24 protein-coding genes are annotated in these 25854 nt (G+C 72.4%); 9 read left to right on the top strand and 15 right to left on the bottom strand.

Features of this window, described 5'->3' with window-relative positions:
* Positions 1-66: 66 nt before the first annotated feature.
* Positions 67-573, top strand: a complete 507-nt coding sequence (locus ACIGFK_RS20560; RefSeq protein ID WP_376656445.1) for a hypothetical protein — start codon at positions 67-69, stop codon at positions 571-573.
* Positions 574-647: 74 nt separating this feature from the next.
* Here the strand turns inward: ACIGFK_RS20560 and ACIGFK_RS20555 are convergent, their stop codons facing one another.
* The 3 genes from ACIGFK_RS20555 to ACIGFK_RS20545 all read right to left on the bottom strand — a co-directional run bounded on the left by ACIGFK_RS20555 (position 648) and on the right by ACIGFK_RS20545 (position 3705).
* Positions 648-1532 carry an SDR family NAD(P)-dependent oxidoreductase gene (locus ACIGFK_RS20555; RefSeq protein WP_376656444.1) on the bottom strand — a complete coding sequence of 295 codons (885 nt, stop codon included), beginning with the start codon at positions 1530-1532 and terminating at the stop codon, positions 648-650.
* 40 nt (positions 1533-1572) lie between these two features.
* Positions 1573-2976, bottom strand: a complete 1404-nt coding sequence (gene lpdA, locus ACIGFK_RS20550) for a dihydrolipoyl dehydrogenase (protein WP_376656443.1) — start codon at positions 2974-2976, stop codon at positions 1573-1575.
* A gap of 66 nt (positions 2977-3042) precedes the next feature.
* Positions 3043-3705 carry a hemerythrin domain-containing protein gene (locus ACIGFK_RS20545; RefSeq protein ID WP_400053025.1) on the bottom strand — a complete coding sequence of 221 codons (663 nt, stop codon included), beginning with the start codon at positions 3703-3705 and terminating at the stop codon, positions 3043-3045.
* 208 nt (positions 3706-3913) lie between these two features.
* On the opposite strand from ACIGFK_RS20545, the gene ACIGFK_RS20540 reads away from it, so the two are divergent.
* The gene (locus ACIGFK_RS20540; protein WP_376656441.1) at positions 3914-4807 is read left to right on the top strand and encodes a LysR family transcriptional regulator; all 894 of its coding nucleotides are present in this window, start codon (positions 3914-3916) and stop codon (positions 4805-4807) included.
* A 70-nt stretch (positions 4808-4877) separates the two neighbouring features.
* Positions 4878-5126 (top strand): hypothetical protein, encoded by a 249-nt coding sequence (locus ACIGFK_RS20535; RefSeq protein ID WP_376656440.1) that lies wholly within the window; start codon positions 4878-4880, stop codon positions 5124-5126.
* Between the two features lie 22 nt (positions 5127-5148).
* Here the strand turns inward: ACIGFK_RS20535 and ACIGFK_RS20530 are convergent, their stop codons facing one another.
* Positions 5149-5706: a dihydrofolate reductase family protein gene (locus ACIGFK_RS20530; protein WP_376656439.1), complete on the bottom strand. Its 558-nt coding sequence runs from the start codon at positions 5704-5706 to the stop codon at positions 5149-5151.
* 148 nt (positions 5707-5854) lie between these two features.
* Here ACIGFK_RS20530 and ACIGFK_RS20525 point away from each other — a divergent pair, with 148 nt between their 5' ends.
* Entirely contained in the window at positions 5855-6760 is a 906-nt protein-coding gene (locus ACIGFK_RS20525) for a LysR family transcriptional regulator (RefSeq protein WP_376656438.1), read from the top strand.
* A 136-nt stretch (positions 6761-6896) separates the two neighbouring features.
* On the opposite strand, the gene ACIGFK_RS20520 is transcribed toward ACIGFK_RS20525, so the two are convergent.
* The 6 genes from ACIGFK_RS20520 to ACIGFK_RS20495 all read right to left on the bottom strand — a co-directional run bounded on the left by ACIGFK_RS20520 (position 6897) and on the right by ACIGFK_RS20495 (position 13274).
* Entirely contained in the window at positions 6897-9467 is a 2571-nt protein-coding gene (locus ACIGFK_RS20520) for an FtsX-like permease family protein (RefSeq protein ID WP_400053022.1), read from the bottom strand.
* The gene (locus ACIGFK_RS20515; RefSeq protein WP_386471340.1) at positions 9464-10252 is read right to left on the bottom strand and encodes an ABC transporter ATP-binding protein; all 789 of its coding nucleotides are present in this window, start codon (positions 10250-10252) and stop codon (positions 9464-9466) included. The genes ACIGFK_RS20520 and ACIGFK_RS20515 overlap by 4 nt, the downstream gene beginning before the upstream one ends.
* A complete protein-coding gene (locus tag ACIGFK_RS20510) occupies positions 10249-10539 on the bottom strand; it encodes an SHOCT domain-containing protein (RefSeq protein ID WP_400053020.1) in 291 nt (96 codons plus the stop codon). The genes ACIGFK_RS20515 and ACIGFK_RS20510 overlap by 4 nt, the downstream gene beginning before the upstream one ends.
* A gap of 261 nt (positions 10540-10800) precedes the next feature.
* On the bottom strand, positions 10801-11466 hold the full coding sequence (locus ACIGFK_RS20505) for a response regulator (protein WP_376656434.1): 666 nt from the start codon (positions 11464-11466) through the stop codon (positions 10801-10803).
* Positions 11463-12668, bottom strand: a complete 1206-nt coding sequence (locus ACIGFK_RS20500; protein WP_400053017.1) for a sensor histidine kinase — start codon at positions 12666-12668, stop codon at positions 11463-11465. The genes ACIGFK_RS20505 and ACIGFK_RS20500 overlap by 4 nt, the downstream gene beginning before the upstream one ends.
* A 120-nt stretch (positions 12669-12788) precedes the next feature.
* The gene (locus ACIGFK_RS20495; RefSeq protein WP_400053016.1) at positions 12789-13274 is read right to left on the bottom strand and encodes a hypothetical protein; all 486 of its coding nucleotides are present in this window, start codon (positions 13272-13274) and stop codon (positions 12789-12791) included.
* A gap of 90 nt (positions 13275-13364) precedes the next feature.
* Between ACIGFK_RS20495 and ACIGFK_RS20490 the strand changes: the two genes are divergently transcribed.
* Both ACIGFK_RS20490 and ACIGFK_RS20485 read left to right on the top strand, forming a co-directional pair.
* Positions 13365-14318 carry an aldo/keto reductase family oxidoreductase gene (locus tag ACIGFK_RS20490; protein ID WP_376656431.1) on the top strand — a complete coding sequence of 318 codons (954 nt, stop codon included), beginning with the start codon at positions 13365-13367 and terminating at the stop codon, positions 14316-14318.
* 252 nt (positions 14319-14570) lie between these two features.
* Complete coding sequence (locus ACIGFK_RS20485) at positions 14571-15290, top strand: helix-turn-helix domain-containing protein (protein WP_376656430.1); 720 nt, start codon at positions 14571-14573, stop codon at positions 15288-15290.
* Between the two features lie 54 nt (positions 15291-15344).
* On the opposite strand, the gene ACIGFK_RS20480 is transcribed toward ACIGFK_RS20485, so the two are convergent.
* Both ACIGFK_RS20480 and ACIGFK_RS20475 read right to left on the bottom strand, forming a co-directional pair.
* Positions 15345-16742 (bottom strand): nucleobase:cation symporter-2 family protein, encoded by a 1398-nt coding sequence (locus ACIGFK_RS20480; RefSeq protein WP_376656429.1) that lies wholly within the window; start codon positions 16740-16742, stop codon positions 15345-15347.
* Positions 16743-17111: 369 nt separating this feature from the next.
* Complete coding sequence (locus ACIGFK_RS20475) at positions 17112-18404, bottom strand: MFS transporter (protein WP_376656428.1); 1293 nt, start codon at positions 18402-18404, stop codon at positions 17112-17114.
* A gap of 160 nt (positions 18405-18564) precedes the next feature.
* On the opposite strand from ACIGFK_RS20475, the gene ACIGFK_RS20470 reads away from it, so the two are divergent.
* Positions 18565-19635 (top strand): AI-2E family transporter, encoded by a 1071-nt coding sequence (locus ACIGFK_RS20470; protein WP_376656427.1) that lies wholly within the window; start codon positions 18565-18567, stop codon positions 19633-19635.
* Complete coding sequence (locus ACIGFK_RS20465; RefSeq protein ID WP_400053012.1) at positions 19628-21649, top strand: prolyl oligopeptidase family protein; 2022 nt, start codon at positions 19628-19630, stop codon at positions 21647-21649. Before ACIGFK_RS20470 ends, ACIGFK_RS20465 begins: the two co-directional genes overlap by 8 nt.
* Positions 21650-21673: 24 nt before the next feature.
* Here ACIGFK_RS20465 and ACIGFK_RS20460 read toward each other — a convergent pair whose 3' ends face one another.
* From ACIGFK_RS20460 to ACIGFK_RS20450, 3 genes are all read right to left on the bottom strand, one after another.
* Positions 21674-21832 carry a hypothetical protein gene (locus ACIGFK_RS20460; RefSeq protein WP_400053010.1) on the bottom strand — a complete coding sequence of 53 codons (159 nt, stop codon included), beginning with the start codon at positions 21830-21832 and terminating at the stop codon, positions 21674-21676.
* Between the two features lie 19 nt (positions 21833-21851).
* Positions 21852-23144 carry an RNA-guided endonuclease InsQ/TnpB family protein gene (locus ACIGFK_RS20455; protein WP_400053008.1) on the bottom strand — a complete coding sequence of 431 codons (1293 nt, stop codon included), beginning with the start codon at positions 23142-23144 and terminating at the stop codon, positions 21852-21854.
* A 139-nt stretch (positions 23145-23283) separates the two neighbouring features.
* Positions 23284-23979, bottom strand: coding sequence for a TetR/AcrR family transcriptional regulator (locus ACIGFK_RS20450; RefSeq protein ID WP_376656424.1), 696 nt, complete (start codon positions 23977-23979; stop codon positions 23284-23286).
* A gap of 128 nt (positions 23980-24107) precedes the next feature.
* Between ACIGFK_RS20450 and ACIGFK_RS20445 the strand changes: the two genes are divergently transcribed.
* On the top strand, positions 24108-25802 hold the full coding sequence (locus tag ACIGFK_RS20445) for an amidohydrolase (protein WP_400053006.1): 1695 nt from the start codon (positions 24108-24110) through the stop codon (positions 25800-25802).
* Positions 25803-25854: the final 52 nt, after the last annotated feature.

The raw sequence follows: 25854 nt of genomic DNA, 5'->3' as shown, positions 1-25854 counted from the left end.
GGTGTTCCGTAGCGGACGCCTCGCCTCCTACGGTCTGTGCAGCACAGTCCCGGATCAGGAGGCAGCGTGAAGCGCGAGATCGACATCGAGCAGCTCGTGACGGCGATGAAGAGCGTCGACGAGGCGGGCCGGCTCTTCGAGGAGGCGCTCGCCGTGTACGAGGCGCGAGGTCTCCAGCGCACCGGCGACGACTTCAAGGTGGCGGGCGGCTCCGTCCAGACCCTCCAGGGCGCGGAGGAGATGGCCCGCGGCGCCCGCAAGTTCCTCGCCGACCTCGCGCTGGTCGCCGGCTACGCGAGCGCGGGCTTCGAGGACCGGGTGGCCGGACGGTACGAGACGGCGTGCAAGGGCTTCAGCGCCCTGTCGGGCGGCGCGGCCCGGATGGCCCGCCCGCTGCTCGACCCGACGGTGAGCGGGCTGCGGCTGCTGCAGTCGGTGGACCTCTTCGAGGCGTCCTTCGGGGAGGAGGTCGAGCAGGTGCTGCAGGCGGAGAAGGCGACGTACCCCGACCCCTCGATGTTCCGCGTGACGGCCCAGCGGGCGGCCTCCACCCCCGTGGGCGGCCGCCCCTGAGCCTGCGCGGCGAGCGGTGGTCCGCCGGGACCCGGTCCGGGATCCCGACGGGCCCGCTCAGCCCGCCGGGCCGTTCAGCCCGCCGGGACCCGGGCCCCGGCGGTGGTTCCGGGCGCGGGGACGCCGTGTTCCGCGGCGCGGCTGACGTGCTCCCACGCGGCCCAGGTGAACACGCGCTTGCGCGCGATGTCGAAGGCCAGGTCGTAGGCCGTGCCGCCCAGCAGCAGGCGCAGCGGCGGATCGTCGCTGTCGACGAGGTGGAGCAGCGCCTCCGCGGCGAGCTTCGGGTCGCTGTCGACCGACCCCTCGGCGAACTGCTCCTCCAGCTCGGCCCGCAGCGGAGCGTAGGCGTCCAGCGGGCTCGTGCCGTGCATGGCCGTGTAGAGGCCGGTCCAGTAGCCGCCGGGCTGGAGGATGCTGACCTTCACCCCGAAGCCGGCCGCCTCCCTCGCGAGTGCCTCGCTCATCCCCTCCAGGGCGAACTTGCTCGCGCTGTAGAGACCGGTGGCGGGGAAGCCGCCCAGGGCGGCGATGCTGGACGTCTGCACGACGTGGCCGGAGCCCTGGGCGCGCAGGGTGGGCATCACCGCCTGGGCCACCCAGAGGGCACCGAAGAAGTTGACCTCCATCTGGGCCCGGGCTTCCGCTTCGGTGAACTCCTCGACCATCCCCATCGACAGCGCGCCGGCGTTGTTGAGGACGATGTCGAGCCGCCCGAAGTGCCCCACCGCCTCGGCGACGGCCGCGAACACCGCGTCGCGGTCGGTCACGTCCAGGGCGAGGGGCAGTACCCGCCCCGGATGCGCGGCCGCCATCTCCTCGAGGGGTCCGGCCGTACGGGAGGCGATCGCCACGCGGTCGCCGACGGACAGTGCCGCGTCCGCGAAGGCGCGGCCGAGCCCCCGTCCGGCGCCCGTGACGAACCAGACCCGGTCGGGGCTTCCGTCCGAGGTGTACATGGTGGGGTTCCTGCCTTCGGTGTGGTGGGGATGGGGTCCGTCAGAAATTGATCATGTGTCCGGCGAGTCCGTGCACGGCCTCCTTGACCGCTTCGCCCAAGGTCGGGTGGGCGTGCACGTTGCGGGCGACCTCGTGCACGGTCAGGTCCCACTGCTGGGCCAGGGTCAGTTCGGGCAGCAGCTCGGTGACGTCCGGCCCGATCAGATGGGCGCCGATGATCTCGCCGTGGGTGGCGTCGCCGATCAGCTTCACGAAGCCTGCCGTGTCGCCCAGGCCGTGCGCCTTCCCGTTGGCGGTGAACGGGAACTTCGCGACCGCGACGTCGAACCCCTTCTCCCTCGCCTGCGCCTCGGTCCAGCCGAAGCTGGCGATCTGCGGCTGGCAGTAGGTGGCCCGCGGAATCATCGGGTAGTCCAGCTCCATCGTCTCGGCGTCCGCGATCGTCTCGGCGGCGACGACGCCCATGGCCTCGGCGGTGTGCGCCAGCATCAGCTTGGCCGTGACGTCGCCGATGGCGTACAGGTGCGGCACCGAGGTGCGGCAGCGGCCGTCGACGTCGATCGCGCCGCGCTCGGTCAGCCGTACGCCCGTGGCCTCCAGCCCGTAGCCCGTGACGTTCGGCGCGAAGCCGATCGCCTGCAGCACCTTGTCGGCCTCCAGGACCTTCTGGGCGCCGTCCTTCCCGGTGACCGTCACGCGCACCTGCGGGCCCGACTCGTCGATCGACTCGACCCTGGTCGAGGTGAGCACGTCGATGCCGAGCTTGCGGTAGCGCTTGGCCAGTTCGGCCGACACGTCGGCGTCCTCCAGCGGGGCGATCCGGTCGAGGAACTCGACGACGGTGACCTTCACCCCGTAGTTGTGCAGGACGTACGCGAACTCGATGCCGATGGCGCCGGCGCCCGCGATCACGATCGACTGCGGGACACCGTCGCTGAGGATCTGCTCCTCGTACGTGACCACCCGCTCGCTGCGCCGGGTGCCCGGCAGCAGCCGCGGCGTGGCGCCGGTCGCGATGATGCAGTGGTCGAAGGAGATGGTGCAGATGGTGCCGTCCGACTGGGTGACCTCGAGGGTGTTCGCGTCCAGGAAGGTGCCCCGGCCGTCGAACTCCGCGATCCCGTTCTTCTTCATCAGGTAGTGGACGCCCTTGACCCGGCCGTCGGCCACCTGGCGGCTGCGCCGGAACGCCGCGCCGTAGTCGAACGACACCCGGCCCTCCACCTCGATGCCGAAGGTCTCGGCCTCGTGCGTGAACAGGTGCGCCAGCTCGGCGTTGCGCAGCAGCGCCTTGGTGGGGATGCAGCCGACGTTGAGGCAGACGCCGCCCCAGTACTTCTCCTCCACGACCGCCACCCGCCGGCCCAGCTGGGCCGCGCGGATGGCGGCGACGTAACCGCCGGGCCCCGCACCGAGGACGACGACGTCGAAGCGCTTGCACATAAGGATTTCCTCGAGGGTTGTGAAGGGAGGGGAATCAGGTGGAGGTCCTGCGGTTCCGCCCGGCCGTCAGGGCAGGTCCGGCGTGGCCGACACGGGGGCACCGGCGGTCCAGCGGTCCAGTGCCGTGCACGAGTGCCGCCACCGGTGCTCGTACGCCTGACGGGCGGGCGCCGGGTACGAGGCCAGTACGAGCGCGACCGTCCGCTCGTCGGCGCCGTCCAGGAGCCACGGCAGCAGCTGCGGTGCGTACGGCCCGACCCGCACGGCGTGCACCTGCCGGAAGTGTGCCCACAGGTCCGCGCCCAGGGCGGACTGGACCAGCGGGAACACGGTGTCCTCCTCGTGGTCGAGGTGCCCGACGAGGCCGGACAGCAGGGATTCGGCGAGCTCGCCGAAGAGGTCGAGTCCGATGCCGGGGGCGGTCAGCGCCCCGTTGATGGCCCCGACGAGGGAGGCGATCGCGGCGTGCTCGGCCTCCCTCGCCTCCAGCCGCGCCAGATCGAACGGGCGGCCCGCAAGGGCCTGGCGCAGCGGCGGCCACAGCGCGTCGTCCTCGGCCGACTGGTGGGCGGACAGGGCCCGCCTGAACATCTCCCAGTCGGCGCCCACGCGCAGGATGTACCGGGGATCCGAGTCGAACCGGGCGGTGGCCCGGGCGATGTGGGTCAGTTCCCGTCGCAGTTTGTTGTGCGTCGCGTACATCACCGTCATGTCGAGCCTGTCGCTCACGGCTGTCCCTCTCCTCCCGCGGGTGGGCGGCTGCGCATGATCGATTCCTCCAGGGAATGAGGGGGGAGCGGGGCGTGCGGAAGCAGCGCCCGGCCTTCGGGCGGGGCACTCGCCGACCCCCCTACCCTCCGCCGAGGTGACCTCGCGATCAACGTAGAATCGGTGAGTTGATCGATAACCTTGCGGTTATCGCGGTACGGGGGCGGCGATGGAACTGAGGGACATAGAGATCTTCTTGACCCTGGCCGAGGAATTGCATTTCGGCCGCACGGCCGAACGGCTGAGGGTCTCCCCGCCGCGGGTCAGCCAGGCGATCAAGAAGCAGGAGCGGCGGATCGGCGCCGCCCTGTTCGACCGGACCAGCCGGGCGGTGACGCTCACCCCCGTCGGCAAGGTCCTGCGTGCCGAGCTGCAGCAGGCGTACGACCTGATCCAGGGCGGGCTCGCCCGGGCGAGCGAGGCCGCACTGGGCGTGCGCGGGACGCTCCGGCTCGGGGTCATGGGCGTGCTGGGCCAGGAACTGCGTCCTCTGATCGAGGCTTTCCGGGCCGGGTATCCCCAATGCGACGTGGAAGCCGTGGAAATCCTCTTCAGCGAGCCGTTCACGCCGCTGCGCACCGGCAGGACCGATCTGCAGCTGTTGTGGCGGCCCGTCCACGAGCCGGACCTGAGCGTCAGCCCGACCCTGCTGACCGAGGACCGGGTGCTCGCGGTCTCCACGGACTCACCGCTGGTGGAGCGGGGGACCGTGTCCATGGAGGACCTCGGCGACCTGCGCGTCCTCGACCCGGGCCCCGAGCCGCCCGCGTACTGGTTCGAGACCATGCTGCCCGCCCACACGCCGCTCGGACGCCGCATCGAGCGGGGGCCGGTCGGACGTACCTTCCACGAGGTCCTCGCCCTGGTGGCGGCCGGGCAGATCGCCTGCCCGGTCAACGCCCACGTCCGGCGGTACTACACCCCGCCCGGCATCGCCTTCCTGCCGATCCACGACGCCCCGGTCACGGAGTGGGCGCTGGTCTGGCCCACCGCGGACGAGAGCGCCCTGCTGCAGGCGTTCATCCGGACGGCGCAGGACTTCCCGGCGCGGCACATCACCTGAGCCGCCGGCCGGGCCCGTCACCGCAAGCTCCCGGGATGCCGGGCCGGGCCGGCGGGGCGAGGGTGGGGGTATGCACCATGCACCCGTCGTCGTGCACCGCGTCTTCCCCTCGGGAGGGCGCCGGGTGACGCTGCGCACCGGGAGCGGCGAGCAGTCCCTGGGGCTGGCCCGCTCGGACGAGGACGTCATCGAGTTCCTCCGGCTGGCCGGCCTGCCCGATCCCGACGAGGCGGTCTTCGGCGACACCGCCCTGGTCGAGTGGGACTCGGACGCACCCCACGTGTACGCGGCGGACCCGCCGACCGACGACCTCCCGTGACCGGGGCACCGGTGCGGCCGCGTCACGGCGAGGGCCCGGCCACCGCGGCCGGCCGGTAGTCGAGGACGACCGCTCCCGAGTCGAAGGTGGTCGTACCGGCGAGGGTCCAGGTCGTGCGGTCGCCGCTGTCGGGGAACAGGCGGCGCCCGCCGCCCACGACGACGGGGTGGAGGAACAGCTTGAGCTCGTCGATGAGGCCGTGCCCGAGCAGGTGGTTGACGAGCCGGCCGCTGCCGTAGATCAGCAGGTCCCGGCCGGGCTCCCGCTTGAGCCCGGCCACCTCCTCGGCCACGTTCCCCTTGAGGACCGCGGCGTTCCACTGCGGGTTCTGCAAGGTCGTCGACGCGACGTACTTGGGCATGTGGTTCATCCTGGCCGCGCCCTCGTCGGCGTCCCCCATCGTGGGCCACGCCTTCGACATCCCTTCGAAGGTCTTCCGGCCCAGCACGAGCGCACGGCTGCGGGCCAGCTGGCCCGCCTGGAACTTGCCGTGGTCGTCGTTCCAGAACGGCGCCGTCCACGAGGGCTCCTCCACGACGCCGTCCATCGACAGGTAGATCACCGCCACCAGCTTGCTCATGCCATGCCTCCGGAAAGGGGTTAGGTCGGTGTCGGCGAAAAGCCGCTTCCGCCGAACACCCGTGAATACCTTGCTGGTTGGTTTTCACTCCATCAAGACGCGATCATGGAACGGGCCCTTTAGGCAGACTCAACGACGGGAGCGTCACATGCTGGAACGGTTCGAGCTGGAGACGCTCTTCGCCCTCGCCGACGAACTGCACTTCGGCCGTGCGGCGGCCCGGCTGCACGTCAGCACCGGCCGGGTCAGCCAGACGCTCAAGCAGATGGAGCGCCGGATCGGGACCCCCCTCTTCACCAGGACCAGCCGCACGGTCTGCATAACCCCCGCGGGACAGCAGCTCCACGACGACCTGCGGCCCGCCTACGACCAGCTGAGGGCCGGCCTCGAGAAGGCCATGGCCGCCTCGGGCACGGTCAGCGGCACCCTGCGCGTCGGCTACACCACCCTGTGGTGCGGAGACCTCGTCGTCAGGGCCGCGGACCTCTTCCGCATGCGCCACCCCGATGTCGAGGTCCACATCCAGGAAGTCCTCATCCACAACCCCATCGGCGCCCTGCGCGCGGGCGAACTCGACCTGCAGCTCTCCGAGTTCCCCATCATCGAGCCGGACATCACCACGGGCCGCGTCGTCCTCAACGAACCCCGCGCCCTCCTCGTCCCCGCAGACCACCCGCTCGCCCGGCAGGAGACCGTGTCCCTGGAGGACTACGCCCTGGCCCCGCTCATCACCGTGGAAGGGGACGTCCCGGACTACTGGCTGGAGGCGCACTTCCCCTCGCGCACGCCCTCCGGCAAGCCGGTCCCGCGCGGCCGCGCCGTCACCTACTGGCAGGAAGTCCTCCCGGACGTCAGCGCGGGCAAGGGCGTCACCACCGTCTGCGCGCGTGCCGTCCACCACCACATGCACCCCGGAGTCGCCTTCGTCCCCTTCCGGGACGCGCCGCCCATCCGGTACGGGCTGATGTGGCCCACCGGCAGTGAATCCGCCCGCGCCCAGCTGTTCATGGACACGATCGTCGAAGTGGCCGACGCGGCACGCGCCGCCCACTGACCGGCAGGCCGGGCCCTGGACTCCGGGCATGGATGCGATCGTACGTTCGTTCCGCTCCGCCGCGGTGCCGCTCGCAACGGGCCGCGGTGTCTGAGCGCCAGTGGGAGGACCTGTGCCGCGGCCGGGGCGCCCGGGACTACTCGGCGGCGACGGCGCGCAGGATGTCCAGGCGGGCCGCGCGGCGGGCCGGGCGCCAGCCCGCGAGCACGCCGGACGCCACGCCCACCGCCGCGACCACGGCCAGCTGCAGCGGCGGTACGGCGAACGAGAACGCGCTGTCGCCCGTCCCGTCCGAGGCCTTCACCAGGACCCACCCCAGGAGTGACCCGAGGCCCAGGCCTCCCGCCGTGCCGAAGGCGGCGACCAGCACCGACTCCCAGCGGACCACGGCCCGCAGCTGGGCCCGGCTCTGGCCGACCGCCCGCAGCAGCCCCAGTTCGCGGGTGCGTTCGTGCACGGCGAGCGTCAGCGTGTTGGCGATGCCCAGCAGGGCGATCAGCACGGCGAGGGCGAGCAGCGCGTAGACCAGGGTCAGCATCATGTCGATGCCGGCCGCCGAGGACTGCGCGTACTCCTCCCGCGTCCGGACCTCCGGGCCGCCGAACCGCTCGGCCGTCCGCTCGACCGCCGCCACCCCCTCCGCGAGCGGCACCCCCTTCTTGAAGGACACGCTCACCAGCGTGTCCGAGTCCTGTGCCCGGTGCGGGGCCCAGGCCGCGCGGGTGATGACGTAGTCGCCCGCGAGATCCGCGTTCGCGTAGACCGCGCGGACGGTGAAGGTCTGCTTCCGCCCGTCGGCGAAAGCGAGTTCGACCGGGCTGCCGGGCCGCCACCCGTACCGGCCGGCCTCCTTCCCGGCCACGGCGATCCCGTCCGTCCCGAGCGCGTCCAGCCGTCCGTCCACGCGGCCCAGGTCCAGGCCGACCGCCAGGGCGGCCGGGTCGGTGACGGTCAGCGCCCGCCCGGATCCGTCGACCTCCGCGACCCCCTTGCCCAGGCCGACCGCACTCGCCACCTCGGGGAGCGCTGCGACGGCCGGGGCCAGACCGGGGCTGAGGCCGCTGCCGCCCGCACCGAACGCGGGCGCGCTGACGGCGACGTCACCGGCGAAGGAACGCGACACCGTACGGTCCATGGTGGCCTTGAGGGAGGCGCCGAACACGGTGAACAGCGAGACGACGGCGACGCCGATCATCAGCGCGGTCGCGGTCGACGCGGTCCGCCGCGGACTGCGCAGCGCGCTCCGCCCGGCGAGCACCCCGGTCACCCCGCGGAGCCGTTCCAGCGGGCGCGCGAGGAACCGTACGGCGTACGAGGACACGACCGGGCCCAGCACGACGAACGAGGCCGTGGCCAGGACCACACCCGCCCCGGACAGCCACAGCGACGGCACCGCCAGCGCCCCGCCCGCCAGGGTCAGGGCGGCGGCCGCACCCAGGGCGGCGCCGACGGCCGTCCTGGAGCGCGAGGTGCCCGCACGGTCCACGGAACTCTCGCGCAGGGCCGCCAGCGGCGCCGCACGACCGGCCCGCAGCGCGGGCAGCAGGGCGGAGCCGAGGCAGACGGCCACGCCCACGGCCAGGGGCAGCAGCATCGACAGGCCACTGACCACCAAGTCCCCCTCGGGGAACGCGAACCCGACGGCCGGGAACAGGGCCTGCAGTCCCGCGGCGATCCCGATGCCGCCCAGCAGCCCCGCCGCGGAGGCGAGGACGGCGACGACGGCCGCCTCGGCCAGCGTGCCGGCGAAGACCTGCCGGCGCGAGGCACCCAGGGCGCGCAACAGGGCGTTCTCGCGGGTGCGCTGGGCGACGACGATCGCGAACGTGTTGTGGATGCTGAAGGTGGCGACGAGCAGGGCGATGCCGGAGAAGACGAGCAGCAGGGTCGTGAACAGGGACAGGAACCGTCCGGAGACCATGTCGCTGTTCTCGTCGGCGGATTGCCGACCGGTGATCGCCTCGACGCCCTGCGGCAGCACCGGGGCCAGGGCCTCCACCAGCTCCCGCTGACCGGTGCCGGGGCCCGCCCGCACGTGGATGGCGGCCGCCTGACCCGGGCCGGACGTCAGGTACTTCGCCGCGTCCGCCTCGGTCATGCCCGTGTACGTGACCTGCCCCATGCCGTCCGCGCCGCCGAAGGTGGCCAGGCCGACGAGTGTCACCCGGACCGGGTCGGGGGTGCGCAGGACGGTCGTGTCGCCGAGCTCCAGCCCGCCCTCGAGGGCCGCGCCCCGGTTGACGACCACTTCGCCGGAGCGCTCGGGTGCGCGGCCCTCCGCGAGCCGGTACGGGTTGAGTGCGGGGTCCGTGATCCAGTTGCCGGCCAGGGTGGGCGGACCCTGGCCGCCGACCGGTTCGCCGTTCGCGCCGAGCAGTTGCCCCGCGCCCTCGATGGAGGCGGCCGCGCCGGCCACGCCCGGGGTGCGGCGGATCCTTTCCACGAGCTCGGTGGGCACGGGCTGCCGGCTGCCCTGGGCGGCGCCCGGGAGGGTGACGACGCGGGAGCTGCGCACGACCGCGTCGCTGCCGCTCGAGGCGCTCGCGAACATGGTGTCGAAGCTCGTGCGGAGGGTGTCGCCCATGACGAGCGTCCCGGCGAGGAACGCGACGCCGATCAGCACCGCCGAGAAGGTCCCGGCGAAGCGCCGCCCGTGCGCGCGCAGCGAGGCGGAGGACAGCCTCCAGAGGGTGCCGGCCGCACTCATGACCCCGCCCCCTCGACGGCACGCAGGCTTCGGGTGTCGAAGGCCTTGAGCCGGTCCAGGACCCGGTCGGCGGTCGGGGCCTCCATCCGGTCCACCAGCCGCCCGTCCGCGAGGAACACGACCTCGTCGGCGTGGGCGGCGGCCACCGGATCGTGGGTGACCATGACGACCGTACGTCCCATCTCGCGCACCGCGCGGCCCAGCAGCCCGAGCACCTCCTCGCCCGCACGGGAGTCGAGGTTGCCGGTCGGCTCGTCCGCGAAGACCACCTCGGGGCTGCCGGCCAGGGCGCGGGCGACCGCGACGCGCTGCTGCTGTCCGCCCGACAGCTCGGCGGGACGGTGGTGCAGCCGGTCGCGCAGGCCCACGACGTCGATGAGGGCGTCCAGCCAGGCGGCGTCCGCGCGGGTGCCGGCGAGGTCCTGAGGGAGCGTGATGTTCTCGGCGACCGTCAGGGTGGGCACCAGGTTGAAGGCCTGGAAGACGAACCCCACGCGCTCGCGGCGCAGCAGGGTGAGCCTGCGGTCGTCGAGGGCGCCCAGCTCCGTACCGCCGATCCAGGCGGACCCGGAGGTGAGGGTGTCGAGCCCGGCGGCGCAGTGCATCAGGGTGGACTTGCCCGATCCGGAGGGCCCCATGATCGCGGTGAACCGGCCGGCCGGGAAGCCGACGCTCACCCCGTCCAGGGCCCGCACCTCGGTGTCGCCCCGGCCGTAGACCTTCCGGGCGTCGACGACCCGGGCGGCGGGGTCCCCGCCGCCCGGGAGGGTGCTCGCGGTGCTCATGCGGCACCGTCCTTGAGGGAGCGGCCGAACTGCTCGTCCAGGACGGACAGCCGGCGCCAGTACTCGTCCTCGTCGATCTCACCGGAGGCGAAGCGGCGCCCCAGGACCGCGATCGGCGACTGCTCGCCGTACCCGGCCCCCCGGCCCTGCCAGGGCCCCCGGCGCCCCCGCCACACCGTGCGGCGCAGCACGGTGACGACGGTGACCACGACCGCCGCCCAGATCAGCGGGAAGAACAGGATCCACGGGCCGGGCCCATAGTAGGCAAGGGTGGTGAGGGTGTTCATGGCGGTTCAGCTCCTCGGGAGGCGTGGACTTCTCGTCTCCCTCCGAGCCTGGCTCCGGGAGGCACCCCGGGTCGTCGTCCACCCGGCTGCACCGCGGCTGCTCCCGCGGGAGTACGGCGCGGCGGGAGGAGTACCGCGACGGCGCCGCCGATCGGCACTTCCAGGTGACCGCCGACGGGCCCGAGGCCGTGATTGCGACGATGACCGGCTGGGCCCGTCAGGAGACCGAAGGCGGCGGCACCGGTCCGGATGCGGCGTGGGCTAGCCGAGCCAGCCGGGGCGCACCAGGCCCGATTCGTAGGCCAGTACGACCAGCTGCGCGCGGTCACGGGCGCCGAGTTTCACCATCGTCCGGCTGACGTGCGTCTTCGCGGTGAGCGGGCTGACCACCAGTCGGCGGGCGATCTCCTCGTTGGACAGGCCCAGGCCCACCAGCGCCATCACCTCCCGCTCCCGGTCGGTGAGCCGCTCCAGCCCGGCCGCCGCCGCGGGCTGCTTCGAGCGGGCCGCGAACTCGGAGATCAGCCTGCGCGTGACGCCGGGGGACAGCAGGGCGTCGCCGTCGACCACCGCACGGACCGCGCGCAGCAGTTCGGCCGGCTCGGTGTCCTTGACGAGGAAGCCCGAGGCACCGGAGCGGATGGCCTCGAAGACGTACTCGTCGAGCTCGAACGTGGTCAGCATGACCACCCGGACGCCGGCCAGCGACTCGTCCGCGGTGATCCCGCGGGTGGCGGCCAGCCCGTCCAGCACCGGCATCCTGATGTCCATGAGCACCACGTCCGGGCGCAGCTCCCGGACCAGACGCACGGCCTCGTCCCCGTCGGCGGCCTCGCCTGCCACCTCGATGTCCGGCTGGGCGTCGAGCAGCGCCCGGAACCCCGCCCGCACCAGCAGTTGGTCGTCGGCGAGCAGCACACGGATCACGGATCCTCCTGGATCGAAGCGGCCTTCAGCGGGAGCCGCGCCACCACCCGGAAACCGCCGTCCGGACGCGGACCGGCCTCGATGGTGCCACCCAGGGCCGCGGCCCGCTCGCGCATGCCGATCAGACCGTTGCCGCTGCCGCCCGCAGGATCCCCGGTCGGCGGGCCCTCGTCGTCCATGCGCAGCTCCAGCGCCCCCGGCTGCCAGCCGATGCGGACGCGGGCCGAACGCGAACCCGAGTGGCGCACCACATTGGTCAGCGCCTCCTGGAGGATGCGGAAGGCGGCCAGGTCCATGCCGGGGGCGAGTGGCCGCGGGGGGCCTTCGACCGCCACGTCGACGGTGAGCCCCGCTGCCGCGGCCTGTTCCACCAGCTCGGGCAGCCGGTCGAGACCGGGGGCCGGCGTGCGCGGGGCGTCCCCGGGGGCGCGCAGGGTGTCGAGGACCTGGCGCACCTCGCCGAGCGCCTCCTTGCTGGCCGTCTTGATGGTGGTCAGCGCCGTACGGGCCTGCTCGGGATCGGTGTCGAGGAGGGCCAGCCCGACCCCCGCCTGGACGTTGATGACCGAGATGCTGTGGGCGAGGACGTCGTGCAGCTCGCGGGCGATCCGCAGCCGCTCCTCGCCGACGCGGCGTTTCTCGGCGGCCGACCGCTCGGCCCGCTCGCGGGCCCACTGCTCGCGGCGCGCGCGGACCACTTCGGCCAGGGCGAGCATCGCCAGCACCCACGCGGTGATGCCCAGTTCCTGCGCCCAGGGCGCGGGCCCGTCCCCGGCGGGCGGGAGCCAGCGGTAGAGCCAGTGGGAGATGAGCAGGTGCCCGGCCCACAGCAGCCCGACCGCGCCCCAGGCGGCTCTCCGGCGACCTGCGACCACGGCGGCGAAGCAGGCCACGGCCAGGCTGATGAAGACCGGGCCGTAGGGATACCCGGCCCCGATGTAGACCAGGGTGACGGCGCAGACCCCGTACACGACGGCCACCGGATACCGGTGCCGCACGACGAGCAGGGCGGGCCCGAGGAGCAGCAGGAGCCGCCCGAACCAGTCCAGAGACACCCGCCCGGTCTGCGTACGCTCGGCCCAGCCGGAGCCGACCTGGGTGACGACGGCGACGAACAGCGCCGAGCGCCAGGCCGGGCTCCGCCCGGTCCGCTCCACCCATCGCCGCCAGGGAGGGCCCGGGCGCCCGTGCTGCTCGTCCATGGAGCCACGCTAGAGCGCACCCGCCGTCACCCGCGTCACCCCCGCGTAGCGTTTCCGGTGTACTCCCCAGGTAGTACGCCGCGGGGCGGTCCGGGGCCGCCCCGGAGCGGGTTTCTGCGGTCAGTTCTTGGAGGTGGTGCGCAGGGCGAGGGCCAAGCGCGCGGCATCGGGGAGGCCGGTGGGATCGGCGAGGCGGAGCACGCCGAAGGTGGTCGCACCGCTCCATGCGCAGATGGCCCGGTCTCCGTCCGGGCCCGTGGTGTATCCGCAGCTGAGCCCGCCGCAGTCCGGACCGGGGTCGAACTCCCTCACGTCGTGTGCCTTCGCACCGGCGAAGAAGTTCCGGAATTCCTGCGAGACGGAATCGCGTTCCTTCTCACCCCGCAGCTCGGGGTCCCATGCGGTGCTCCTCGCGAGGAAGAGGGCGTGCACCACTTCGTCCCCGTCCTTGTCGTAGTACCAGAACCGCCCGATGTCCGGCTTGCGTCGACCCGCCAGTACGGCGGCCTCGGCGCGCGCGGCGGCGTCACCGGTCAACAGCCGGTAGTCCCCGAGGCTTTCCGGCGCAGTGACCGGGCGCTCCCGGGCCGCGGGCGAGGCCGCCATGTCACCGGGGGCCGCCCCTTGCGGCGTCTGCGCAGCCCGTGGCTCCGGGGCGTAGTCGCTCGAACGGTGGGGGCGTCTAGGGTGGGCGGCGTGACGGTGGATGCGGGTGTGGGGCAGCGGGTGTTGTACGGGTGCATGGGGCTCGGCGGGAGCTGGGGGCCCGAGCCGTACGGTGCGGGGGACATCGAGGCTGCCGAGGCGGCGGTGGCCGCCGCGCTCGACAGCGGGATCACGGCCTTCGACCACGCGGACATCTACCGCGGCGGCAAGTCCGAAGCGGTGTTCGGCGAGGTGCTGGCCAGGACACCGGGGCTGCGCGCCCGCATCACCCTCCAGACCAAGTGCGGGATCCGGCTGCCCGACGGGGACCGGCCCGGGATGTACGACCTGCGCGCGCGGACGATCGTGCAGCGCGTGGAGGAGAGCCTGACCCGGCTGCGGACCGACTTCGTCGACGTGCTCCTGCTGCACCGCCCCGACCCGCTGGCCGACCCGGACGAGATCGCCTCGGCCCTCGCCTCCCTGCACCGGCAGGGCCTCGTACGGAACTTCGGCGTCTCCAACATGGGGGCCCCGCAGATCGCCCACCTCCAGGCCCGGCTCGACGTGCCGCTGGTGGCGAACCAGCTGGAGATGAGCCTGTACCAGCGCGACTGGGTCGAGGCCGGCGTGCTGGTCAACACCCCCGGCTTCGCGGGCAACGGCTTCCCCTTCGGGACGCTGGAGCACTGCCGTGACCACGGCATCCGCCTGCAGGCCTGGGGGGCACTGGCCAAGGGCCGGTACACCGGTCTCCAGGAGACCCCCGCCGAACGGGCCACCGCCGCGCTCCTCGCCGAGCTCGCCGAGCGCAAGGGCACGACCCCCGAGTCGGTGCTGCTGTGGTGGCTGACCCGGCACCCCGCCGCCGTCGCGCCGGTCGTCGGCACCACGCGCCCGGACCGGATCCGCGCCTGCCGCGACGCCGCGACGCGCGAACCGGACCTCACGCACGAGGAGTGGTACGAGCTCTGGACCGCGGCCCGCGGAGTCCGCCTGCCCTGACGCGGGCGTCCGGTACCCTCGCCGCGGACCCGGGTGCCGACCCCTTCGCGGAACCGGATCGGGCCGCGCCGGGGCAGATGCCTGCGGGCTTCGAGCCGGGAGGCTCCGCCTGTGTGCGGCCTTTGAATCCAAGGTGAATAGATGGTTCCACCCCGCTGAACATCTGTTACTGTGCCCGCGCTTGGTGTTCATCCATCAATCCGTCTCTCCTCGCACGCCCCGCGTCCGAGGGTGCTGCGAGGTGTCTCGTACGTGTACAGCACTCCGTTTTCCCCCATCGAGGCCAGATCCGCGCGCGAGCGCATGGGCCTGACGCCCGAACAGGTGGCGCAGTCCATGGCGGCCTGCGGCGTCCCCGTCCACCCCCAGCTCGTGGCGGCCTGGGAGTACGGCTCCCAGGTGCCGACGGACCAGCAGCTCTTCTCGCTGGCCGCCGTCCTGTGGTGCGACACGGCCACGCTCATGGGCATCCGTCCGCAGACCCTGGCCGAGCACCGGCTGGCCCGGCAACTCACCGTCGAGCGGCTGGCGTACCGCATAGGCATGGGCCCCTTCGAGTACCGCGCGGCCGAGGACGCGGGGCAATGGCACGGCGACGCACGGCAGACCAGGGCCCTGGTGGAGGCACTGGGACTGTCCCTGCGGGGGCTCGTCGGGATCATGGGGCGGGTGGAGGAACTGGAGGAATGCCTGCGCGCCGCCGTGGCCGGACGCTGGAAGACGTACGTCGAACCGGTCGCGGAGATCGTCGTCGTCGACGAGACCAGCGTGGGCGACGCACTGCGGACGATGCACGCCGAGTTCTCCGGGTTCTCGGAGCGCTACATGGGCCACCTGGTCGCCCGCAACAACGACGCCCGGCTCAAGGAGATCGCCGCCGAGCGCGCGGCCTTCCTGCGCCGGCTCGTCGACCACTTCTGGGAGTTGATCGGCGAGGCGGGCGAAGCCCCGCCGTTCCCCGCAGGGGGCTGACGACGGGCACCGCGCGCCGGGAGGTCCGGCGCGCGGTCGACGGCGTGACCCGCCTCAGTGGGCGGGTTCCCCGATGTCGTCCCAGTCGATCTCCATCGTGGTACGGCTGGTGAAGACGTTGAAGAGCAGGTTCAGTGCGATGGCGGTGAGGGCGCCCAGGGTGATCCCGCTGTCCAGTACGGCCCGTACGTCGTCCGGCATCCGGTCGAAGAACGACGGGACCGTCGCCGGAAGCAGCGCCGCGCCCAGACTGACCGCCAGGATCAGCGTGTTGCGCTCCTCCCTCAGGTCGACCTTGCCCAGGATCTGGACCCCGACCGCGGCGACGATGCCGAACATGGAGATGGCGGCCCCGCCCAGTACCGGATGCGGGATCGAGGCGACCAGGCTGCCCGCCTTCGGCAGCAGCCCCAGCACGACCATGAACAGCCCGGCCGCGACGACCACGTACCGGCTCATCACCTTGGACATGCGCACGATGCCGATGTTCTCGGCGAAGGCCACGTACGGGAACGAGTTGAGGACACCGCCGAGGACCGTCGCCGCCCCGTCCGCGCGCAGCGCCCGCGCGACGGTGTCGGCGTCGACCTCCTTGTCGGTGATCTCCCCGATGGCGTACACGTCGCCGGTGGTCTCCACCATGGTGATCAGCATGACGACGAGCATCGCGACGATCGGCAGGAGTTCGAAGCGCGGCATGCCGTAGTGGAAGGGCGTGGTGACCCCGAACCAGTCGCTCTCGCCGACCGCCGAGAAGTCGACGTCGCCGAAGGCCCATGCCACCGCCGTGCCGCCGACGAGGCCGAGCAGGACGGCGAGGCTGGACAGGAACGGCTTGCCGATCCGGACCATCGAGAGGATGAAGAGCAGGGTGCCCAGGGCGTAGGCGAGGTTCTTCGGGGCCCCGTAGGCGGGGGTGCCGATCAGGTGGGCGCCGCCGGCGGCGTCCTGCAGGGCCACGGGTATCAGGGTGATCCCGATGATGGTGAGGACCGTGCCGATGACGATCGGCGGGAAGTACTTGACCAGCTTGCTGAACAGCGGGGCGAACGCGAACGTGGCGATGCCCGCGGTGATCACCGCTCCGTAGACGACGAGCAGGCCGGCCGTGCCGCCGCCCGCCCCCGTGCCGATGGCGATCATGGGGGAGACCGCGGTGAAGGTGACGCCCTGGACCAGGGGCAGCCGGGCGCCGACCTTCCAGACGCCGAGGGCTTGGATGATCGTGGCGATGCCGCAGGTCAAGAGGTCGGCGTTGATGAGGTGGACGAGCTCTTGGCGGGAGAGGCCGAGCGCGTTGCCGACCAGGACCGGGACGATGACCGCCGCCGCGTAGAACGCGAGGAGGTGCTGGAAGCCGTAGAGCGCGAGCCGGGGGACCGGCAACAGTTCGTCGACGGGGTGGGACTGCTGCGGGGACCGCCGGGAGGACGGTCGGGTGATGCGTGCCATCTCTGCCTTGCCTTGCGAGGTAGGTGAATGAGAAGACCGCCGCCTCTCAAGCGCCTGGGTGGCAGGGCGAGGGCAGGCCGGATCGTACGGAGCCGACGCCGGGCGGTGTTGCCGGCACCGCGTCGCTCTGTACTGTGCGATTGCGTCCCGGATTGGCGGGACTTCCTTCGATCGAAGCATCGAATCCGTGTCTTTTCATGGGATCCGAAGGTCGCTTGATCGGCGGGGCGCTCACCATAGCCAAAGCTTCTCTTTCCTCGCGAGTAACCGCGGAGGGGTCTACGGGCGTAGCAGAGGGGGCCGCCCGGGCGTGCATCCGTCAGCTCCCGCTACGGCGGGGCCAGTTCGGGCACCGGCGGCACCCGCGCACTACGGCTGAAAGACCGGCTCCTCCCGCTCCTTCTCGGCGCGCCGCAGCCGTGCGTCCTCGTCGGTGCCGGAGTCGTACGAGACCAGCTTCGGCAGCAGCGCCGCCAGCAGCGCCACCGACGCCACGCAGGCCAGGCCGCCGCTCCAGAAGGCCGCCCGGGTGCCGGTCCAGCCGGCCATGGCCCCCGCCCGGACCGCGCCGAGCTGCGGTCCGACGCTGTACGAGAGCACCTCGATGCCCGCGAGCCGCCCCCGCAGCTCCTCGGGGATCGTCTGGTTCCAGATCGTCCCGCGGCCCAGCCCGCTCAGCATGTCCCCGGCGCCCGCCACCGCCAGGCACAGCAGCACCAGCCAGATGTCGGGGGACCAGCCGGCGGCCGCGACGGCCAGTCCCCACACCGTCGCACCGCACACCACGAGCAGCCCGTGCCGGCGCACCCGCGAAAGCCAGCCGCTGGTCAGCCCCAGCAGCAGTGAGCCCACCGCGCCCGCCGCGTACATCAGGCCCAGGGCCCACACCGCGTCGAGTTCGTCCGCGAGGAAGGGGTAGACGGCGTTCGGGAAGGCGAAGAACATCGCGGCAAGGTCGACGGCGTACGTGCCGAGCAGCACGGGCCGGCTCCACGCGTACCGCGCCCCCTCCGCGATCCCCCGCAGCGACGGACGCGCGGCGCCCGCCACGGGAGGAGCCGGACGCAGCCGCAGGCACAGCAGGACGGAGACGAGGAACCCGGCGACGGTGACCGAGTACGCCGCGGGATAGCCGGCGTACGCGACGACCACCCCGGCCAGGGAGGGCCCGGCGATCGCGCCGAACTGGTAGCGCAACCCGTTCAGCGCGGCGGCGGCCGTCTGCTGGTCGTGCGGCACGATCCGCGCCATCAGGGAATCCAGGGCCGGCCGCTGCAGCCCGGTCAGCGCCGACACGCCCGCAGCGACCACGTACAGCGGCCACAGCATCGGGTGCGGCAGCAGCGCGTTCACCAGGAGCACCAGCGCGAGCACCCCGAGCCCGGCCTCGGTCAGCAGGATCATCCGCCGCCGGTCGACGGCGTCGGCGAGCGCACCCCCGTACAGCCCGCACACCACCAGCGGAACCAGCTCCACCGCACCCATGGCGCCCACGGCCAGCGGCGAGTCCGTCAGGTGCTTGATCTGGAGCGGCAGCGCGATCATCGCCATGAACGAGCCGAAGAAGGTGACCGTGCCCTGGTAGAACAACAGCCGGAAGTCGGGGCTGGACCGCCACGGGGCGAGATCGGGGAGGACGGCGGTCAGGCGGGATCTGCTCACGACCGGTCATCCTCGCCGTCCCGCCCGGGGGCGGGCAACGGAATATCCGGTTCGCGAAGATCCCCGCCGGGTCCACCGGCGCCGCGCCGGCATCGCCCCGGACGGGGGAATCCGGCGCCCGGCGCGTGGCAACCCGGCTCCGCCGTGGCAGCCATGGACCATGCAGCCGGTGTCACCCTTCCTGCGTACGGCCGCGTCGTACGCCTGGCGCCTGCTGGTCGTCGGCGCCGCCGTGTACGCGGTCTTCGCCGTGCTGGGCCGGTTCCACGAGATCGCCGTGGCGCTCTTCCTCGCCCTCGTGGTGACGGCACTGCTGTCCTCGCCCACGCGGGGCATCGCGCGCAGGGTGCCCCGGTCGATCGCCGTCGCGTTCAGCCTCGTCGGCAGCGCCGTCCTGCTGCTGGGCGTGCTGACACTGGTCGGGGAGGCGGTCGCGGGGGAGAGCACCACCCTGGCCCGCGAGTTCCGCGAGGGACTCGACAGCATCGAGGAATGGCTGGGCAGGCCGCCCTTCCGGATGGACCCGGGCGCGCTCTCGAACCTCCAGACGAAGGTCGGCGACTACCTGGCCACCCACCGCTCCGCGCTGCTCAGCCGGGCGGTCAGCGGCGCCGGGCAGGTGGTGCACGTGCTCACCGTCATCGCGCTCGCCGTCTTCTGCTCCGTCCTCTTCCTCTACGGCGGCGACCGGCAGTGGGCGTGGTTCCGCGAGCAGCTGCCCGCACCGGCACGGGAGCGCGTCGGGATCGCCGGGAGCGTGGCCTGGCGCACCTTCACCGGCTACACCCACGGGATCGTCGTCATCGCGGCCGTGAACGCCGTCCTCGTCGGGCTGGCCCTGTTCGTCCTCGGGGTCCCGCTGGCCCTGCCGCTGGCCCTGCTGGAGTTCCTCGCGGCCTTCGTCCCCCTCGTGGGGTCGCCGGTCGCGCTGGCGGTCGCCGCCGTGGTCGCGCTGGCGGCGAAGGGGCCGCTGGTCGCAGGGGTGGTGATCGCGCTGATCGTGGTCATCGGCCAGCTCGAGGGCCATGTGCTGCACCCGCTGGTGATGAGCCGGGCGGTCCAGCTCCACCCGCTGGTGGTGGCGATCTCCGTCGTCGCGGGGACCATCGCGGCCGGAGTGGTCGGCGCCGTGGTGGCCGTCCCCCTGGTCTCGGTGGTCTGGGCGGTGCACACGGCCCTGCGCGAGGACCGCCTGCGGGCCAGGCATCCTGCACAATCGGCGGATGAGTGATGAAGACCCCTACCTCTGGCTGGAGGACGTGTCCGGCGAGGAAGCCCTCGCATGGGTGCGCGAGCGCAACGCCGAGACCGTTGCCGCACTGACCGGGGAGCCCGGGTTCAAGGTGCTGGAACGAGAGATCCGCGAGGTCCTCGACGATGACGGCCGGATCCCCTACGTGGTCCGCCGCGGCCCGCACCTCTACGACTTCCGGCAGGACGCCGGACGCGTCCGCGGGGTGTGGCGCCGCACCACGCTGGAGGAGTACCGCACCGAGCATCCGGCCTGGGAAGTGGTCCTGGACCTGGACGCGCTCGCCGAGGCCGAGGGGGAGAAGTGGGCCTGGGCCGGCGCGGCCGTGCTCGCCCCCGAGTACCGGCACGCGCTGGTCATGCTGTCCCGGGACGGTGCGGACGCGTGCGTGGTGCGCGAGTTCGACCTCGAAACGCTGGAATTCGTCCAGAACGGGTTCACGGTCGCCGAGGCCAAGACCCGCATCGGATGGATCGACCGGGACCGGATCTGGATCGGCACGGACTTCGGACCCGGCTCGATGTCCGGGTCCGGCTACCCGCTCCAGGTGCGCCGCTGGCGGCGCGGCACCCCCCTCGCCGAGGCCGAGCTGGTCTACGAGGGGCGCTCCGGCGACCTGTCGGCCTCGGGCTGGCACGACGACACTCCCGGCTTCGAGCGCGACTTCGTCCACCGGCAGATCGACTTCTGGAAGCAGGAGCTCTTCCTGCTCCCCGAGGACGCCGACGGTCCGCCGGTGAAGGTCGACGTCCCGGACGACGCCGGCGCGCACGTCCACCGCGACTGGCTGACCGTCACGACCAAGTCGCCGTGGCTGGGCCACCCCGAGGGCACCCTGCTCGCCTTCCGGTTCGAGGCCTTCCTAGCGGGCGGCCGGGAGGCCGAGGTGCTGTTCACCCCGGACGAGCGCACCGCGCTCGCCGGCTACAGCTGGACCGCCAACCACCTGATCCTCAGCACCCGCGCCGACGTCTCCTCCCGGATGGAGCTCCTCACCCCGGGCCCGGACGGCTGGGAGCGCGCACCCCTGTCCGGGGTGCCGCCGCTGTCCACGGCCTCGGTCACCTGCACCGACCCCGACGCGGGCGACGAGTACTTCCACCACGTCACCGGCTTCCTCCAGCCCTCCACCCTCTACCGGGGGACGGCGGGCGGAGACAGCGAGAGCCTCAAGCAGGAGCCGGCCCTCTTCGACACCTCCGGCCTCGCGGTACGCCAGTACTTCGCGACCTCCGCGGACGGCACGGCCGTGCCGTACTTCGTCGTCGGCCCCGAGGACCGTCCGGGCCCCGGACCCACCCTGCTCTACGGGTACGGAGGCTTCGAGATCTCCATGGTCCCCGGGTACAGCGCGGTCACCGGCCGGGCCTGGCTCGCGCGCGGCGGCACGTACGTCGTCGCGGGCATCCGCGGCGGGCACGAGTACGGGCCCGCCTGGCACAAGGCGGCCCTCGGCGCGAACCGGGTCCGGGCGTACGAGGACTTCGCCGCCGTCGCCCGGGACCTCGTCGCCCGGGACATCACCACGCACGCCCAGCTCGGCATCGAGGGCGGCAGCAACGGCGGGCTGCTGATGGGAGCCATGCTCACCCGGGACCCCGGGCTGTTCGGGGCGGTCGTCGCCCACGTGCCGCTGCTGGACATGCTCCGCTTCCACAAGCTGCTGGCGGGCGCCAGCTGGATCGCCGAGTACGGGGACCCGGACGACCCGGCCGACCGGGCCCACCTGGAACGGATCTCCCCGTACCACCAGGTCCGGACGGACGGGCCCGCCTACCCGCCGATGCTCCTGCTGACCTCGACCCGCGACGACCGCGTCCACCCCGGCCACGCCCGGAAGATGGCGGCCCGGCTGCGCGAGCACGGGCACCCGGTCCTCTTCCACGAGCACCTCGGCGGGGGCCACGCGGGCGCCACCGACCACGGGCAGACCGCCTTCAACGAGGCACTCGTCCACACCTTCCTGTGGGAGCGGCTGACCCCGGCGGGGTGACCGGCAGGATCCGAAAGGGGCGGCCTAGATCTGGCAGCCGATCTCGGCCGCGACGCGCTCGCCGGAGGAGACCGCCGCGTTCAGCGTGGCGTTCTCCACGTCGGTGTGCTCGCCGTCGGCTGCGGGCGCCGGGCCGAGTCGGGCCGGTGTTGCTGATGCCGTTGTGACGATCCTCGCACCCATCAATGGGGGGCGATTCCCTTCAGCTCGTGTGGGCGGGCTTCGGGGCTTCACGCATCCGCCTCCGGCCGGTGGCCGGGACTCGCATCCTGGGGATGCTGCGCGTGCTGTTGATGTCCGAGCCACCCGTCCGGCGGGCTCGGGCCTCGATCTCGACCGAGGCATTGTGGTCGGCGTCGTCCTCGTGCCCGCAGCGGGTGCAGGCGAACAGCCGGCCGCATCCCTTGCGGGATTCGGGATCAACCCGGCCACACTGGGCGCAGGTCTGAGAGGTGTGGAACGGCGGGACGGTGACGAGTACGGACCCGTACATGCGGGTCTTGTACTCAAGCTGGCGCCGCCGTTCGCCCGGGGCGTTGTCGAGGATAGACCGGTTCAGTCCGGACTTGGCCCGGACGTTCTTCCCCGGTGCCTCGGGAGTGCCCTGGGCGGAGGCGGTCATGTTCTTCACGCGGAGGTCCTCGATTCCGATCAGGCCGTGGTTTTTGGCGAGGTCGGTGGTGAGTTTGTGCGTGAAGTCCGCGCGGCGATTGGCCCGTCGGGTTGTCAGCTTCGTGATCTGGGCGATCGTCGTGCACAGGCGGCGGCCGTACCTCCCGCCGTTGTGCTTCTTCGTGTAGGTGACCTGGCGGGCCTTGCGCTGTTCCAGCGCCTTGAGCCGCCAGCGTTCGTTTACGGTCAGAGACGGGGGCATCAGGCGGGGCGTGGTCTCGGTAGACACGAAAGCAGACGCTGCGACCCCGAAGTCCACCCCGCAGGCGGGCTTCCCGTTCGGCGCCTTGGGCTTACGGCCGGTGTGGACGCCGAAGGAGATGTGCCAGCCGTTGCCGTCGCAGGACACGGTGGCGTTGCGGATCGTGCCGCCCATCGCGCGGGAGAGCCGGAAGCGCAGCCAGCCGAGCTTCGGCAGACGTACTTCGGCCCATTTGCGGTTCAGCTTGCGGACCTCTACAGCCTGCCCGGGGAACGGGACCGACAGTCGGTGGCCGCGCTTCTTCCGCGCCGGGAACCGGGCCGGATTGTTCGGGTTCCAAAAGTTGTCGTAGGCCCGGTCAAGGCTCCGCAGGATCTGCTGCCCGGCCTGCGCGGGCAGGTCACCGATCCAGTCAAGGTCGGTACGGGCGGCCGTCAGGAACTTGCACTGCTCCGCCGACCGCAACGTGTACCGGCGCTGCTCCCACAGGTAGACGCGCTGCTCAAGAGCCACGTTCCACAGAGCGCGCGCCGTATGCCCCCACCCGGTCAGAACCTCGTCCTGGTCCCTGGTGGGGTACGCACGATACCTGCGCCCCGCGTCTGCTTTCACGCGCCTCATCGTGCCGATGATTCACGGCCGACATGAGCCGGATGCGAAAAAGGACAGAAATTGCACCTTTGCGATCCGCGCACCCGAGCTTTCTGCGAGGATAGTGCGCCCTCGTGACGGCGTTGCGGTGGCCGGTCCACGAGCCGGACTACGCTCCGCGCAGTGTCCGGACCCGCGTCTCGATGGAGGTGATCAGCGCCTCGACCCGGGCCCGGAAGATCTGTTCGTTCGTCACCTCGGCCAGTTCGCCGCTCAGCCGGGTGATGTGGGGGAAGCCCTCGGGGTCGACGAGGCGGTACTCGCGGCTCCAGGAGGTCTCGTCCGCCTCCCGGATCTCCGGGGCGAACAGCAGGTAGGCGGCGCGCTGGCCGACGTACGCGAGCAGGGAGTCGCCGACCATCCGGTAGTGGACGGCCGCCTCGGCCCCTTCGAGGCCGGCTTCCGTCACCGCGCCGAGGATCAGCTCGACGACCCGGAACTCGTTGGGCCGGCGGGTGGTCCGGCTGGCCATGGTCGAGCCGACCACCGGGTACTTGAGCGCGACTTCGAGCGAGCCGTCGGCGAGGGCCCGCAGCCGGTCCTTCCACCCGAGGCCCTCGGGGATGCTGTCGAGCACCTCGCCGAGCGTGCGGTCGGCGACGGAGAGCAGCAGGTCGTCCTTGTCGCGGAAGTGCCGGTAGATCGCTGTCGGGTCGGCGCCGAGCTCCTCGCCGAGGCGTCGGACGGTGAAGGCGTCCGCGCTGCCGCGGGCCGCGATGCGCAGGCTCGCTTCGATGATCGCGTCGGGTGTGAGCTGGCTGCCCGCACGCTTGGACCGGGGTGTGGTCTCAGATGACTTCGGCATGGTGCGGCCAGTGTATCGATTCGGAAGAGACGCAGCGCAACATCGTTGACAACACTGTTGCGCTCCCGTTCACTCCTCCTCAACGAACAAGCCGAGCGGGTTTCGACCCGCCGAGCCGGAGGGCGTCGATGGCCAGTAACACACCGCGGGCGAGCCAGCGGGCCGACACCGTCTTCGTCGGAGGGCGGGTCTTCACAGGCACCTCACCCACCCCGGTCGACGCGGCCGTCGCCGTCGGCGGCGGGCGGATCCTCACCGTCGGCGACGAGGCGGAGGTGCGCGCCCTCGCGGACGACGCCACCGAGGTCGTCGACCTCGCCGGAGGCCTGCTCATCCCCGGATTCCAGGACGCGCACGTGCACCCCGCCGTGGCCGGCGTCCAGATGCTCGGCTGCGACCTCAGCGGGGAACGCACCATCGACGGCTACCTGGCGGTGGTCGCCGCGTTCGCCAAGGCCCACCCCGACGCGGACTGGATCCGCGGCGGCGGCTGGTCGATGGACGCCTTCCCCGGGGGCACCCCGGCCCGCGCCATGCTCGACGCGGTCGTCCCCGACCGGCCCGTACTGCTCACCAACCGGGACGGCCACGGAGCCTGGGCCAACACCCGGGCGCTCGAACGCGCGGGCGTCGACGCCGCCACCCCCGACCCGGCCGACGGCCGGATCGAACGCGAGGCGGACGGCAGCCCGGCCGGCACCCTCCAGGAGGGCGCCGTGGAACTGGTCGCCCGCCACGTCCCCATCGCGACCCCCGACGAGGCGCACGCCGGACTGCTCGCCGCGCAGGAGCACCTGTTCTCGCTCGGCGTGACCAGCTGGCAGGACGCCATGATCGGCGCCTTCCCCGGCAACCCCGACAACTACGGCGTCTACCTGCGCGCCGCACGCGAGGGCTCCCTGCGCGCCCGCGTCGTGGGCGCCCTGTGGTGGGACCGGGAGCGCGGCCTGGAGCAGATACCCGACCTGGAGGAGCGCCGCCGCACCGGACGGGTCGGCCGCTTCAACGCCACCACCGTGAAGATGATGCAGGACGGCATCGCCGAGAACTTCACCGCCGGCATGCTCGAGCCCTACCTCGACGGCTGCGGCTGCTCCACCGGCAACTCCGGGCTCAGCTTCATCGACCCCGAGGTGCTCACCGAGGCCGTGTCCCGACTGGACCGTTCGGGCTTCCAGATCCACTTCCACGCCCTCGGCGACCGCGCCGTACGCGAGGTGCTCGACGCGCTGGCCGTGGCCCGCGCCGCCAACGGAGCCAACGACAACCGCCACCACCTCGCCCACCTCCAGGTCGTCCACCCCGACGACATCGGCCGCTTCGCGGAACTGGAGGCGGCCGCCAACATCCAGGCACTGTGGGCCGCGCACGAACCGCAGATGGACGAGCTCACCATCCCCTTCCTCGGCCCCGAACGGGCCCGCCTCCAGTACCCGTTCGGCGACCTCCAGCGCGCCGGGGCCCGCCTCGTCGCCGGCAGCGACTGGTCCGTGAGCAGCCCCAACCCGCTGTGGGGCATCCACGTGGCCGTCAACCGCTCCGTACCGGACGAGGCCCCCAACGCGCCCGCGACCTTCGCACCGGCCCCGCCGTTCTTCCCGGAGCAGGCCCTGACCCTTTCGCAGGCCCTCACCGCCTACACCGCCGGCAGCGCCTGGGTGAACCACCTCGACGAGGTCAGCGGCACCGTCGAGACCGGCAAGTACGCGGACCTCGTGGTCCTCGACCGCGACCCGTTCGAGCACCCCCCGCTGGAGATCGCCGACACCCGCGTGCTGCGCACGTACATCGAGGGCGAACTGGTCTTCGCCGCCACCGGCTGAGCCCCTCCCCGGCGCAGCCGTCACCGACTGGGCATCCACCCACCTCGCAGAG

The sequence above is a fragment of the Streptomyces sp. NPDC085524 genome, assembly GCF_044541755.1.
In the GTDB taxonomy this organism is placed as follows: domain Bacteria; phylum Actinomycetota; class Actinomycetes; order Streptomycetales; family Streptomycetaceae; genus Streptomyces.
The sequence above is the reverse complement of the archived record's forward strand: the minus strand, read 5'-3'. Positions and strand labels throughout refer to the sequence as shown.